The sequence below is a fragment of the Mannheimia sp. ZY171111 genome, assembly GCF_017750945.1.
Lineage (GTDB): Bacteria > Pseudomonadota > Gammaproteobacteria > Enterobacterales > Pasteurellaceae > Mannheimia > Mannheimia pernigra.
Window position 1 is genome coordinate 1,468,214 of the sequence record NZ_CP046532.1, and the last position, 14,595, is coordinate 1,482,808.

Annotated in this window: 11 protein-coding genes, 3 tRNA genes and 1 pseudogene; 6 read left to right on the forward strand and 9 right to left on the reverse strand. The window is 38.2% G+C overall.

Features of this window, described 5'->3' with window-relative positions; genetic code table 11:
- Positions 1 to 38: 38 nt before the first annotated feature.
- The 4 genes from rlmB to ribF all read right to left on the reverse strand — a co-directional run bounded on the left by rlmB (position 39) and on the right by ribF (position 6,285).
- Positions 39 to 782, reverse strand: a complete 744-nt coding sequence (gene rlmB, locus GM698_RS07080; RefSeq protein ID WP_159628518.1) for a 23S rRNA (guanosine(2251)-2'-O)-methyltransferase RlmB — start codon at positions 780 to 782, stop codon at positions 39 to 41.
- Positions 783 to 832: 50 nt separating this feature from the next.
- Positions 833 to 2,200: a CDP-diacylglycerol--serine O-phosphatidyltransferase gene (pssA, locus tag GM698_RS07085; RefSeq protein WP_209289168.1), complete on the reverse strand. Its 1,368-nt coding sequence runs from the start codon at positions 2,198 to 2,200 to the stop codon at positions 833 to 835.
- A 206-nt stretch (positions 2,201 to 2,406) separates the two neighbouring features.
- Positions 2,407 to 5,223: an isoleucine--tRNA ligase gene (ileS, locus tag GM698_RS07090; RefSeq protein WP_209289169.1), complete on the reverse strand. Its 2,817-nt coding sequence runs from the start codon at positions 5,221 to 5,223 to the stop codon at positions 2,407 to 2,409.
- Between the two features lie 99 nt (positions 5,224 to 5,322).
- Positions 5,323 to 6,285, reverse strand: coding sequence for a bifunctional riboflavin kinase/FAD synthetase (gene ribF, locus GM698_RS07095; protein WP_176807361.1), 963 nt, complete (start codon positions 6,283 to 6,285; stop codon positions 5,323 to 5,325).
- Between the two features lie 189 nt (positions 6,286 to 6,474).
- Between ribF and nadR the strand changes: the two genes are divergently transcribed.
- From nadR to GM698_RS10615, 5 genes and pseudogenes are all read left to right on the forward strand, one after another.
- On the forward strand, positions 6,475 to 7,755 hold the full coding sequence (gene nadR / locus GM698_RS07100; RefSeq protein ID WP_176807360.1) for a multifunctional transcriptional regulator/nicotinamide-nucleotide adenylyltransferase/ribosylnicotinamide kinase NadR: 1,281 nt from the start codon (positions 6,475 to 6,477) through the stop codon (positions 7,753 to 7,755).
- A gap of 17 nt (positions 7,756 to 7,772) precedes the next feature.
- Complete coding sequence (locus GM698_RS07105; protein WP_209289170.1) at positions 7,773 to 8,465, forward strand: metallophosphoesterase; 693 nt, start codon at positions 7,773 to 7,775, stop codon at positions 8,463 to 8,465.
- Between the two features lie 133 nt (positions 8,466 to 8,598).
- Entirely contained in the window at positions 8,599 to 9,318 is a 720-nt protein-coding gene (gene arcA, locus GM698_RS07110; RefSeq protein WP_159628512.1) for a two-component system response regulator ArcA, read from the forward strand.
- A gap of 19 nt (positions 9,319 to 9,337) precedes the next feature.
- Positions 9,338 to 9,856 carry a porin family protein gene (locus tag GM698_RS07115; RefSeq protein ID WP_176807357.1) on the forward strand — a complete coding sequence of 173 codons (519 nt, stop codon included), beginning with the start codon at positions 9,338 to 9,340 and terminating at the stop codon, positions 9,854 to 9,856.
- Positions 9,857 to 10,256: 400 nt separating this feature from the next.
- Positions 10,257 to 10,830, forward strand: a pseudogene (locus GM698_RS10615) (transposase).
- A 98-nt stretch (positions 10,831 to 10,928) separates the two neighbouring features.
- Here the strand turns inward: GM698_RS10615 and mltF are convergent.
- The 5 genes from mltF to GM698_RS07140 form a co-directional block, all read right to left on the reverse strand.
- The gene (mltF, locus tag GM698_RS07120; RefSeq protein ID WP_176807356.1) at positions 10,929 to 12,401 is read right to left on the reverse strand and encodes a membrane-bound lytic murein transglycosylase MltF; all 1,473 of its coding nucleotides are present in this window, start codon (positions 12,399 to 12,401) and stop codon (positions 10,929 to 10,931) included.
- Between the two features lie 107 nt (positions 12,402 to 12,508).
- A tRNA-Arg gene (locus tag GM698_RS07125) sits at positions 12,509 to 12,585 on the reverse strand.
- A gap of 62 nt (positions 12,586 to 12,647) precedes the next feature.
- Positions 12,648 to 12,724, reverse strand: a tRNA-Arg gene (locus tag GM698_RS07130).
- A 12-nt stretch (positions 12,725 to 12,736) separates the two neighbouring features.
- Positions 12,737 to 12,831 (reverse strand) — tRNA-Ser (locus GM698_RS07135).
- Positions 12,832 to 13,073: 242 nt separating this feature from the next.
- Entirely contained in the window at positions 13,074 to 13,583 is a 510-nt protein-coding gene (locus GM698_RS07140) for a hypothetical protein (protein ID WP_159628509.1), read from the reverse strand.
- An 86-nt stretch (positions 13,584 to 13,669) separates the two neighbouring features.
- Between GM698_RS07140 and GM698_RS07145 the strand changes: the two genes are divergently transcribed.
- Positions 13,670 to 14,521: a thymidylate synthase gene (locus GM698_RS07145; RefSeq protein ID WP_176807355.1), complete on the forward strand. Its 852-nt coding sequence runs from the start codon at positions 13,670 to 13,672 to the stop codon at positions 14,519 to 14,521.
- Positions 14,522 to 14,595 lie beyond the last annotated feature (74 nt).

Here is a 14,595-nt window from a genome sequence, read left to right on the forward strand (position 1 = left end):
TCCTGACTATAAGCTCCTACTACACTCATCTTTTTTTCTTATTCTATTGCCAGCTTTTGGCGAACAATTTCAAACAAACAAACACCTGTTGCTACAGAGACGTTAAGCGATGATACCGAGCCTGCCATTGGAATGCTGATAAGCTGATCACAATGCTCACGAGTTAAACGACGCATTCCATCTCCTTCTGCTCCCATCACTAAGGCAATTGAGCCAGTTAATTTCGCTTCATAAATACTAGACGTGGCTTCTCCTGCTGTTCCAACAATCCATATATTGTAGGTTTCTTGCAAATCACGCATTGTACGGGCAAGATTGGTAACGCGAATAAGCGGCATTACCTCTGCTGCACCACAAGCCACTTTACGAGCGATTGATGTCAGTTGGGCCGATTTGTCTTTTGGCACGATTACCGCATCAACCCCTGCTGCATCAGCAGTACGCAAGCACGCACCAAGATTATGAGGATCGGTAACACCATCTAAAATAAGTAGCAACGGATTCTGTTTTTGGCTGAGAATTGCATCTAAATCGTGTTCGTTTAACTCTTTTTGTGGCACGACTTTCGCAATAATACCTTGATGCACTTCACCTTGTGATTTATTATCCAACGTTTGGCGATTAACCTGTTGCACTGAAACGCCTAAACGTTGTAATTCATTTAATAACGGAATTAATCGCTTATCTTCTCTCCCTTTAAGCACTAGCACCTCAATTAAACGCTCTGGAGCATTGTCTAAGAAAGCTTTCACAGCGTGAATACCATAAATTTGTTCGCTCATATTTTTCCTTAAAATTGGGCGAACACATCGGTCCGCCCATACAAAATCTACTACAATAACATCTTCACAATTTTATCAAGTTTAACTCTACCAAATTTTTTCAGCAATTTACGCACATTTTCAGGGTAATCTGTCAGCACTTCTAAATCGCTATAATGGCTTAAAACCTGCGTATGTTGGCGAATTTGGCTCAACTCCATTTCCGCTTTTTCACTTAGCTCTGCTTTCGGGTCAGAAATTAAAATCGCATTTTCAGCATCTAAACGCCACGCACGCGGATTTAAATTATTCCCTGTGAGCAAAATATAGCGGTTATCTACCCACACCCCTTTTAGGTGATAACTATTTTCGCCATCTTTCCACAAACGAATAGTAAGCTGTTGATTTTGAATATAAAAATCTAACCGCTTAGCAAAAGCCCGTAAGTTCTTTTCATACAAATAAGGCAATGCTGATGCCATCGTAAACTTTTCATCAGGCTTGGTATAGAAATCATTAGCGGTTTTATCGCCCACAATAATTTCCACTGATTTGCCGTTTGCCAGCAACCATTCAATACGAGTTCTTAACGAAAGCGGAAAATTAAAATAAGGCGTGCAAATCGTTAATTTTTGTTCTGTTTGGTAGAACAACGCCTCAATAACTTTGTTGAGCTGATTTCTGCGACGACCTAAACCAAACAATGGCGCAACCATCAAATCGTGACTTCTCAAAGCACCTTTAAGCGGATACTTTTCTCGGCTTAATTGCTTGCGAAAGGCATTAATTTGTGGGCGAATTTCACTTGTTTTCATGCGGTTAGCTGTATCTAAACGCTTAACCACTTCACTAGATAATATATTTTGTTGAATAAAATCTACCCAACTATCCGATAACGCTTTATTTTTAATTACGTGATAGCGGTCGTAACGATAACGATCGAATTGGTGTAAATAAACGTTATTAATACTTGCACCACTGTACAAAATCGTATCATCAAATACAAAACCTTTGAGATGCAGCACACCAAATACTTCCCGTCTATTAATCGGCACACCGTAAAATGCAATTTCTTGGCCTTCGGGTAAATTTTGCTCTATGCTAAACTGATTATACCAGCCTGCATTTGAAAGATTTTCTACTTCCCCAATACGCCCACGTTGAGCCCTATGCCAATCAACTAATACCTTAATGTCTAAATCAGGGTTACTTCGTTTAGCATCATAAAGTGCAGTTAAAATTTCCTGCCCTGCTTCGTCCTTTTCAAAGTATAAAGCGGTCAAATAAATCCGATTTTTTGCAGACGCAATCCGCTTGAGAATTTCCTGCTTAAACGCTTGGCTTGAGGAGAGAAATGTCACCTGCTCCGCTTGTTGCGGCAAATAGGGCAAATTTTCCAATACATGTTTGGCTTTGCGTTGTTTATTTAAAATTAACATTCTAAAATTCCTGATCTTTCAATCAATGGCACGTATTTTACACTGAAATTGGCAATAAAGCGATTTTCGCTTAACGGCACACATAAGCTGCATTTGGATAGAGGCAAGTGAAATGAATAAACGAAAATTTATATTGCGTATAAATGCACTTACCCTATAAAAAATTAAGGCAGGGGTTTCCCTGCCTAACATACTCAATTTATCAATTAAGCAAACAAGCGTTTCTCACCAACTTTCGCTACGTTTTCCACACAACGTCCGCAAATTTCTTTGTGATCTGCGTGGCTGCCGATATCGGTAGCGTAGTGCCAGCAACGAGGACATTTCTCGCCATCTGCATTTTCGACTTTCACTGCTAAACCAGCTAATTCGCCTTCAGTAATATCTGATTTAACAAGTGGCTTGATGATAGCTTGTGAGGTAATTAATACAAAACGTAATTCATTGCCAAGTTGTTCTAACAATCGGCGAATTTCATCATTTGCATATACCGTTACTTTTGCTTCTAAGCCTGCACCAATAATTTTGTCTTTACGGGCTTGCTCAAGCACTCGGTTTACTTCCGAACGTACTTTTAAGATTTGCTGCCAGTAAACGTCATCTAATTTATCTTGCTCAGTTAAGGTAAATAAACCGTCATAAAATTCTTCGGTAAAGACAAACTCACTTCGGTTTTCTACTTGCGGTAAGTAGCCCCAAACTTCATCAGCAGTAAATGACAGGATTGGTGCAATCCAGCGTACCAAAGCCTCAGAAATGTGCCACAACGCAGTTTGGCAACTACGGCGAGCAAGACTGTCTGCTTTAGTCGTGTATTGACGATCTTTGATAATATCTAAATAGAACGACCCCATCTCAATTGAGCAGAAACGCATTAAGCGTTGCACCACCGTGTGGAATTGATAGTTGTCGTAAGCTTCTTTGATCTCGTTTTGAGCCTCTAACGCACACGATACTGCCCAGCGATCTAAAGCGATCATCTCTTCTGGTTTAACTAAATCACGTTTCGGATCAAAGCCGTTTAAGTTCGCTAACAAGAAGCGAGCCGTATTACGAATGCGACGGTAAGATTCCCCTGCACTGTTTAAAATATTGTGTGAAACCGCAATTTCGCCTGTGTAATCGGTTGAAGCCACCCATAAACGTAAAATATCCGCTCCATTTTTGTTCCATACTTCACTTGGCACAATCACGTTACCGAGTGATTTCGACATTTTTCTGCCTTTTTCATCTACGGTGAAACCGTGCGTTAAAACTTGCTTGTATGGAGCTTTGCCGTTAGTTGCGGTGGAAAGCATTAATGATGACATAAACCAACCACGATGTTGGTCTGAACCTTCTAAATACATATCAGCAGATTTGCCATTAAACTCTGGGCGTTGTTCTACAACAGAGGCATAAGTTGATCCTGAATCAAACCACACATCAAGCGTATCTGGCACTTTGCGGTACTCTTTCGCATCATCACCTAATAGCTCTGCTGGATCTAAATCCCACCACGCTTGAATGCCTTTTTCTTCCACACGTTTTGCCACTTCTTCGATAAGCTCTAAAGTGCGTGGGTGCAGTTCTTCAGTTTCATTATGAACAAACATTGCCATTGGCACACCCCAAGTACGCTGACGTGAAATACACCAATCTGGGCGGTTTGCCACCATATTATCAATACGAGCTTCGCCCCAGCTTGGGATCCAACGTACCGATTTGATTTCGCCTAATGCTTGTTGGCGTAAGCCTTGGGTTTCCATACCGATAAACCATTGTGGAGTAGCACGGAAAATAATCGGCGTTTTATGACGCCAGCAGTGTGGATAGCTATGTTTAATGCGGGATAATTTTAATAACGCCCCCACTTCTTGCAGTTTTTCCACGACTTTTTCGTTCGATTCAAACACACCTAAACCAGCAAAGAATGGCGTTTCTGCTTTAAATTTACCATCGTTTGAAATTAGGCCAGCCATTTCGATATTATATTTACGAGCCACGACAAAGTCGTCCGCACCGTGGTCTGGTGCGGTGTGAACCAAGCCCGTACCGCCATCGGTGGTAACGTGGTCGCCGAAAATAAATGGCACGTTAAACTCGTAAAATGGGTGGTTAAAGCGTAATAATTCTAGGTTTTCACCTTGAGTGGTCGCCAAAATTTCAAAGGCTTCCACGCCTGCTACTTTTGCAACATCTTCCACTAAATCGACCGCTAGTACCACACGCTCATCGCCGAATTGCACTAAGGCATAGGCTAATTCAGGATTAATTGCAATTGCACGGTTAGAGGGAATCGTCCACGGCGTAGTCGTCCAAATCACGGCGGATAATTTACCACTGCCTTTGCTTTGTGCATTGAATTTTGCTTCCACCTCAGCTGCATCTACCGCTTCAAAACGCACATAAATTGAAGGTGATACTTTATCCTCATATTCCACTTCCGCTTCTGCCAAAGAAGAACCGCAATCTAAGCACCAATGAACTGGTTTTGAACCTTTATATAAATGACCATTTGCGATCACTTTACCTAAAGTTCGGATAATATTCGCTTCGGTGTTGAAATTCATTGTGAGGTATGGATTATCCCAATCGCCTAAAATGCCCATACGGATAAAGTCTGCTTTCTGCCCTTCCACCTGCTCTTTGGCATAATCACGGCACGCTTGACGGAACTCCGCCGCTGAAATTTTTTCGTTCGGCTTGCCCACAATGCCTTCTACTTTCAGCTCAATCGGTAAACCGTGGCAGTCCCAACCCGGCACATAAGGCGTGTCATAGCCCAATGAAGTCTTAGACTTCATAATAATATCTTTCAAAATTTTATTTACAGCGTGCCCTAAATGCAGATTACCGTTCGCATACGGAGGACCATCGTGCAAAATAAAAGTCTTCTTGCCTTTAGAGGCGATACGAATTTTCTGGTAGAGGTTTTTGTCGTACCAGTTTTTTAACATATCAGGTTCGCGTTTTGCGAGATCCCCTCGCATCGGAAAGCCTGTTTCAGGCAGGTTTAAGGTGTTTTTGTAATCAATAGTCATTTTTTTCTCGTACATAATTATCTGTTTTATACCTAGCAACGCCTAACCGTACTCAGTTAAGCATAATTAAGCCCCTATGAGGCTGAAAACTAGAGAGATTTAACTTGCAAATTTCTTAAAAAATTCTACCGCTTGCAGACAGTCTTTTTCAATCTGAGCCTTTAATTCCTCAAAGTTAGGGAATTTAATTTCATTGCGGATCTTATGAAGAAATACTACCTCAATCACCTCGCCATAAATAGAGAGGTTGAAATCGAAAATATGCACTTCTAATAGTGGTTTTGTGCCATTAATAGTGGGACGATTTCCCACGTTTACGATACCGTTGTAGCAACCTTGTTTAGTGTTCACTTTTACTGCAAATACCCCTTGAACAGGAGTAACAAGGCGATTAAGCATAATGTTAGCGGTTGGAAAGCCTATCGTCCTGCCAAGTTTATTACCGTGTGCAACTCGACCGTGAATGGAATAAGGTTTACCTAATAATTTTTCGGCTAAGTCTAAGTCATTGTTTTGTAACGCCTCACGCACCAATGAGCTACTAATCCGCTCTTCATTTAAGCTATGAGTATGGCTTTCTTCCACGGCAAAACGATATTTTAAGCCTGCGTTGCGTAAGGTTTCAAAATCACCGCTGCGTTTTGCACCGAATCGGAAATCATCGCCTACGCTTAAATAACGAACTTTCAGGCGTTTCGCCAATAAATCACTAATGAAATCATCTGCTGAAATTTGGGCAAATTTTTCACTAAAACGAACGTAAAGTATAAAGTCCACGCCTGTTTCTTCTAAATATTTTAGCTTATCCCGCAAACGCATAAGGCGAGCAGGTGGGCTACAAGCGGTTAAATTTCCACTTTTTTTTGCAAAAAATTCGCGAGGCTGTGGCTCAAAAATCATCACAACTGACGGTAAACCTAACTCAAGTGCTTTATCGCATAAGCGAGCTAGAATATTTTGATGCCCAATATGCACACCATCAAAATTTCCAATAGAGAGAACACAGCCTTTGTTTAAAGCACTATATTTGTCTAAATTGTGAAAGCCTCGGATGAGCTGCATAAAATATAAACCGTTTTATGAGTGAAAATTGCTGTGATTATAGCGATAAATCGGCAAAAAAGGAAAAAAAATCCTATGTGTTATTAATGAATATATGAATATGACATAAATATCGCTTATTTTGTATAAAAAGATATTCAAATGCTACATTTTGCTATATGATTGCAGTTAAACTCAGGGAGAATAATTATGACAGATTTCACTTATCTTCAACAAAAACGCAAACAGCTCAAACTTAAAGTGAATGATATTTGTGAACAAGCTGGTGTAACACGAGCCTATTTTAATCAACTTGTGAGCGGCAAAATTAAAAATCCAAGTGCCAATAAACTTAAAGCATTACACTCAGTTTTAGAGATTGTCGAAGATAATAATCAGCGTTCTGGTGTCATTTTTGGTAAGTTTTACCCAATTCACACAGGTCATATTAATATGATCTATGAGGCATTCAGTAAAGTTGATGTGCTACATGTTATTGTGTGTACTGATTCCGAGCGTGATTTACGTCTTTTTGAGCAAAGCAAAATGAAGCGTATGCCAACTAACGAAGATCGCCTTCGTTGGGTGCAACAAATTTTTAAATATCAACAAAAACAAATTTTTATTCATCATTTAGTCGAAGATGGCATTCCAAGTTATCCTAACGGTTGGGAAGGTTGGTCTACGCGTGTCAAAGCGTTATTTGCAGAAAAAAATATTAATCCAACCATTGTGTTTAGTAGCGAAACACAAGATAAAGATCCGTATGAAAAATATTTGAATTTAGAGGTACATTTAGTCGATCCTGCTCGTGAATCATTTAATGTTTCTGCAACCCAAATTCGTAATAATCCGTTTCAATATTGGCGTTTTATCCCGAAAGAAGTTCGCCCGTTCTTTGTCAAAACAATTGCAATTTTAGGTGGCGAAAGTAGCGGTAAATCGGTATTAGTGAGTAAGTTGGCAAATGTGTTTAACACTACGTCGGCTTGGGAATTCGGGCGTGAATTTGTGTTTGAGCAACTAGGTGGTAATGAACAGGCAATGCAATATTCCGACTATCCTCAAATGGTACTAGGGCATCAGCGTTATGTTGATTATGCGATGAAGCACGCACATAAAGTAGCGATTATTGATACTGATTACATTACAACGCAGGCGTTTTGTATTCAATATGAAGGTAAATCTCACCCATTCTTAGATTCAATGATTCGAGAGTATCCATTTGATGTCACGATTTTGCTGTCTAACAACACAAAATGGGTTGCCGACGGCTTACGTAGTTTAGGCTCCAAGAAACAACGCCAACAATTCCAACAATTATTGAAAAAATTGCTTGAAAAATACCGCATTCCTTATATTGAAATTGAATCGCCAAGTTATTTAGATCGTTATAATCAGGCAAAAGAGGTTGTTGAGGCGATTTTAAATGAAGAGCCGATTCCATTACAATTTAAACAATATAACCTTAACGATTCACAATCACAGTAATAGTAACGGACATAATAATGATACTTTTTGCAGGAGATCCGCACGGCAGTTATGAACATCTCTATCCTATTTTGCAACAACAAAAAGAAGATGTAGCTCTAGTTATTCTAGGCGATCTCCAACTGACTAAGCCCGATGAATTAGATAAACTTTCACAATATTGTGATATTTGGTTTATTCACGGTAATCATGATAGCAAAACCGTTGCCGCCTTTGACGCTATTTGGAACAGCCATTGGAAAGAACGCAATATTCACGGCAGGGTAGTGGAAATTCAAGGCGTAAAAATTGCGGGGATTGGTGGCGTCTTTAGAGGTTATATTTGGATGCCACCTAACCGACCTATGTTTTTTGATCCGATTCATTTTTGCCAATACTCGCCACAAGAAAAAATTTGGCGTGGTGGAGTACCATTAAGACATCGCTCTTCTATATTTCCATCGGATTTTGAAGCATTAGAACAGGAAAAGGCTGATATTTTAATTACGCACGAAGCACCAAAACCTCATCCACAAGGCTTTTCAGTGATTAACCAGCTAGCTAGAAAGTTAGGGGCAACTAAGATTTTTCACGGACATCACCATGATAATTTTCACTATGACAATCTGAATGTCAAGTATGGATGCGATATTTACAATATTGGTTTTCGTAGCCTTGCAGACATCAACGGAAATTATTTGATACTCGGTGTTGATGATAGAGAGAAATAACTCAAAATTTGATTGAATTAAACAAATTGTCATTTTTACACTTTCCATATAAAAATTTATAAGTAGAATTTCAGCAATTTGTAATATAAAAGTTATATAACAGAATTTATAAATTAGATTAGAGGTTAAAACAATGAAAATCCCACAAATCTTAATTGTTGAGGATGAATTAGTCACACGGAATATGCTCAAAAGCATTTTTGAAGGTGAAGGATATCAAGTATTTCAAGCTTCTAATGGCGAAGAAATGCACGCTGTACTCAATACGCAAGAAATCAATCTTGTATTAATGGATATTAACTTACCCGGCAAAAATGGACTGATTTTAGCGCGTGAGATTCGCGAGAAACGCAAACTTCCTTTAATGTTTTTGACTGGTCGTGATAACGAAATTGATAAGATTTTGGGTTTAGAAATTGGAGCTGATGACTATATTACGAAGCCATTCAACCCTAGAGAATTAACTATTCGTGCCAGAAATTTGCTCCAACGCACAATGTGCGAAAAAGATAATGGTGCCAAAGCACAATCTGAGATTGAAAGTTATCGCTTTAACGGCTGGACATTAGACATTCACAGCCATAGCCTTATTACTCCAGAGGGTGAAATAATGAAGCTACCTCGTAGCGAATTTAGAGCCTTATTACATTTCTGCGAAAATCCAGGTAAAATCCAAACTCGTGAAGATTTACTCAAAAAAATGGCTGGACGTGAATTAAAACCTCACGATAGAACTGTTGATGTGACCATTCGTCGCATTCGCAAACATTTTGAAGATCACCCTAACACCCCAGAAATTATCGTCACGATTCACGGTGAAGGTTATCGTTTTTGTGGTAATATCGAATCTTAATAAAAAAGAGGAGTCATATATGAAAAAATTAACTGTTGCAGCACTTGCTTGCTTATTCTCTGCTCATCTCTCTGCAGCCCCCGTCGGCAATACATTTACTGGTGTTGGTGTAGGTATTGATGTAACTACCACAAAATATAAAGTAGATGGAATCAAAGGTAAAGATTCAACAGGTCCAGTGCTCGTGGTAGATTACGGTATTGATCAAGGCAATAACTTAGTAGGTGTTGTGCAAGGTAAAATGAAACTCGGTAGCACTAAAGTTTCTCAGGATGTCAAACAACAAAATAAATATACCGTTGCTTATCAACAAGGCTATCGCATTACTTCCGCATTACTTCCTTATGTTAAAGTTGACGCGAGCTCTACTAAAGCAGGAAACAAAACCTATCGTGGTTTTGGCGTTGGTGTAGGGGCAAAATATGCGGTATCAAGCGATATTGAACTTGGTGCAGAATACACCCGTGATAACCTAAGACGTAGCAACACTAAATTAAAAGGCAATGCTTTCACAGCAAATGCAACTTATCGTTTCTAAGCAATATAATGAATAATGTGTAAAATTATTCGAAAATATAACCGCTTGTAGAATCTTCTGCATCCTCAAAATAACTTATTAAGAGGGTGCAGATTTTTTAAAGACCAAGCCCTGCGAAATACAGGCATAATAGACAAAAGTGTTAGTAAAAAGTGGGTTAAAGTCATATATTACAAGGCTTTAACCCACTTTTTTAAATTATGAACATAAAAAATGTATTTTTTGCCAACAAGATACAATCCAAAAGCACGGTAAAAAAGACAGTAAGCGACGCTATAAATGCACATCTTGCAACAAGACTTTTTCGCACAAAAAATTACTTAATCCAAGCAAAATTTGGGATGATTATTCCATTAGAAAACAGACACTAAAAGAGCTTGCTGAAAGTTATCAATGCTCAATCAGCCCTATTCAACGATACCTTGATAAAGCCCCAAAGGTTATATAATTCAATCAATTACCTGCGATGGACGAAAAGATTTATTCGATATACCTACCCAAATGTGCCAATTTCATATGGTTGCGATTGTCATGAGGGTATTGAGAAAGAAGCATAAGTCAGAAGCAGGGAAAGCGTTAAAACATATCGTCAAGACACTGAAAAATAGCGCAAAAAATGAATTTTATGTTCATTTAATTGGTATGAGAAGCACAAAGTCTTTTTAGAAGAGCGTTCAGAGATACCGAATGAGAAAGGCTATTTTCCTTATAAACACCGTAATCTACGAAGTGCTTATGCAAGTTTAAAACGCTATATGGATTATCTTTTTGCGTAAGAAAAATATGAGGAATTAGGGATAGAAAAGACAACAAATCGGATTGAAAATCTATTTAAACAATGAAAAGAAAAACTGCGGGTCCATAACGGCTTAAGCAGGAAGCATAAGGTATTGTTTATAAAGGATTTTCTAAACAAAAGAGTGGGTAAAACCCACACTTTTGTCCATTTTAAGTTACCACCCAAAAGAAAATAAATTATGCTTCTTGTTGCATTTGCATAAATGATCTTCTACGTGAAGAAACTAGCCTTTTTCTGTCTTTAATTTGTTTGATTTGGCGTAGGCGTAACTTCCTAGTCGGTAGAGTTTTCTTTTTCTTCAATCTTCTCATGAGAAGTATCCTCCTGTATTGATTTATTATCAGATAAACTTCTTGTTTCTTCTAGTATTCTTCGCTCCTCAACTCGTTGATAATTAATAATACTGCCATAATAACGGCGTATATTTTCAACATATTGTAGTGCTTCATAGCCTCTAGCGTACCCATATTTCAGGCTTGTATAATAACGCTTTTCTGCAAGTAGTGGCAGATTTTTTTTCACATCTAACCAATTGTCTGGATCGCCGCCTAGTTGTTTAGTTAATCTGCGGATATCTAATAGATGCCCTAGTCCCATATTATAAGCAGCTAAGCTATACCAAATCCTATCTTCTTGTGGGATAGTTTCTGGCATTTGCCTCATTAACATATGTAAATATTCAGAACCTGCTTTTATGCTCTGTGCAGGGTTGGTTCTATCTGAAATTTTCATTCTATCAGCAGTGTCTTTAGTTAGCATCATAATACCACGAACACCAGTTGGAGAAGTTGCATCTGGATCCCAGTGAGATTCCTGATAGGCAATTGCAGCTAACATTTGCCAGTCTAAATCTCCTTTATGTGCACGGAAAAGGGGCTCATATTTAGGCAATATAGTTTGAATTGCTTTTAAGTAGCTTTGGATATCGACATAATCAAACTTGGCTAAATGGTTAAAATATTTTTCTTCTATACGAGAAATTAATCCTGTTTCTACTGAATCAGACATAAAGCCTAGTAAAGCGGACTGTAGCTCACTATAAGAGCTATTAGCTAAATACCATAAAACAGGATTTTCATCGGTTAAATCAAAGCCTACAGCAAGATTAGGGTTGATATGCTGAGCGGAAGAAACATCTACCGACATTGCAATAGTATGCGGAATGTCTCCTTGTGCTACCTTTAATAATAATTCTTCTTGGGTAAATTTATCTGAAATTTGCCATTTTAGCTGGGGGTTGTCTTGTTTAAGTTGATTGAGTATAGGAATTACTGCTGAGCCGTTTGGAATAATTACATATTCTTGTAAGTCAGAAAGTCGATATGGTCTAGTTGTCCCTTTTTTATAAACGACTTGCCAAGATGCTGAATAATAAGATGGGCCTATTTGAAACGTTTCATTTAATTCTGGGTGATAAAGTAAACCTGCAGCGGCAATGTCGATATCATTATTTTTTAAAGCCTCAAATAACTTTTCGCTGCTATCATAGTTTTTCACTTCAAGATTGACGTTTAGATATTGTGCAAATGCAGTGGCTAAATCATACTCTATCCCGCTCTTGCCTTCAGGGCCGACAAAATACGAAATGGGGTGATTAATCATTCCCACTTTTAGATTTTTACTCTGCTGAATTTGAGTATAGTGATTGGCTTCTGAATGAATAATCTTTTGCCAAGGGAAAATCATATCCCAAGCCCAAAGTAGTAGGGTCATTGCGATAAAAAGGCGAGCAATTAATCCTTTCAATTTAAAATCCTCATTCAACTAAATGTTAAGTCTAGCCGAAATTATAGCTTAATGGAATAATAGTTTAATTTTAGTAGTGAAAAGAAAGAAATGAAATATTGAGTGAATGGCGCACCCGAGAGGATTCGAACCTCTGACCGCTCGGTTCGTAGCCGAGTACTCTATCCAGCTGAGCTACGGGTGCGTATTTAAAAATTATGAAAATTTAGTTTATCAGCGACCATTTTATTTTTAGAGTAAATAAAATGGCGCACCCGAGAGGATTCGAACCTCTGACCGCTCGGTTCGTAGCCGAGTACTCTATCCAGCTGAGCTACGGGTGCGTGATAAAGAAATGGCGGTGAGAGAGGGATTCGAACCCTCGATAGAGCTTTTTAACCCTATACTCCCTTAGCAGGGGAGCGCCTTCAGCCTGCTCGGCCATCTCACCACTCACTGTGTCTGTGGGCGACATATTACTAGAATTTAAAAAGATGTCAAATTCTTTTTCTGGAAAATGTTAAATTCCAGCGTGTTTGATTATGTTATAAGCAAAACGACGATTTTTTAATTTTTACGAATAAATATTAAGCATTTCATAGGCTTATAAAAAAGCGGTAAATTTTTTTAAAAATGTTACCGCTTGTAAATTTAAATGCTATTTTCGTTTTATTACGTTGATATTTCTCTTTTTTAATCTTTTGCAAGGTTGTTTACACAATGCTGTAAAATTTGCTCAACGCCATTTTTAATATAGTTATCGCTACGTACTTTATTTTTTTGTAAATCTAGCATAGCATCACGAATGCCTTGCGACATACTCGTTGGTTGTAATAAGTTCCAGCAAGTTGGCGATAAATGATTAAAGTTAGCTTGTAAATCTGCCGCATAAAGCACACCGCTATAATAAGCGTAAACATTATGATCTAACATTCTGTTTATTGTCATTGCGCGAATTTGTTCAACCGGTAAGGTGATTTTTTTTGTGTACCAATCATTTACGCCATTCATAAAGGCGTTGATATCATAACTTTCATTTACTCGGTCTTGATAAGTTTGTGCGGTTGTGCTGTAAGCAATTGCATAAGATTTTTGATCTACTGCTGAATAATTTAAGAGCTTCCAACCATTTTTATTTGATGAGCAAGCGACTAAAAATGCTATTGTAGTCATCATTAAAATAGACTTAATTGTTTTTTTCATCTATAACCCCTATTGTGTTTGTCATAAAGTTTTAGCTATTTTACCGAAGAAATGGCAAAATTACTTAAAAATTTTATGAGGTAACTATGAAGCAGTATTTAGATTTGTGTAATCGGATTGTAAATGAAGGGAAATGGGTATCGAATGAGCGTACAGCTAAGCGTTGCCTTACAGTCATTAATGCTGATTTAACCTATGATGTTGAAAACGGTGAATTCCCTTTAGTTACTACCAGAAGAAGCTACTGGAAATCGGCTATAGCTGAACTATTAGGCTATATTCGAGGCTACGACAATGCTGCTGATTTTCGTAGTTTGGGGACTAAATCATGGGATGCAAATGCTAACGAGAATGCCGCTTGGTTATCTAATCCTTACCGTAAGGGTGAAGATGATATGGGTTTAGTTTATGGTGCGGTTGGGCGTAATTTTCCGAAACCTGATGGTGGAGCGGTTGATTTACTGCATCAAATTGTTAGTGATTTAAAAAAAGGGGTTGATAATCGCGGTGAAATTTATACATTCTACCACCCGGGTGTGTTTCATATGGGTTGTTTACGTCCTTGTTTATATAGCCATCATTTCTCATTACTAGATGGTAAGCTTTATCTAAATAGCACCCAACGCTCTGCAGATGTGCCATTAGGTTTAAATTGGAATATGATTCAGTGTTACACTTTTCTAGCTTTAATGGCACAAATTACGGGGCATAAACCTGGGCAGGCTTTCCATAAAATTGTGAACGCTCATATTTATGAAGATCAACTTGAATTGATGCGTGATGTGCAGTTAAAACGTGAAGCGTTAAATGCTCCGAAATTAATCATTAATCCTGATATTAAATCATTAAAAGATTTAGAAACTTGGGTAACTCTAGATGATTTTAAAGTGGAAGGTTATGAATATCATCCGCCTATTCAATATCCATTCTCGGTCTAATAAAAATAATCTGACTCCAAAAGTTGGGCTCATTTGATTCTAGGGCTGCATTCTGTCAGTCCTTTTAATTTCCA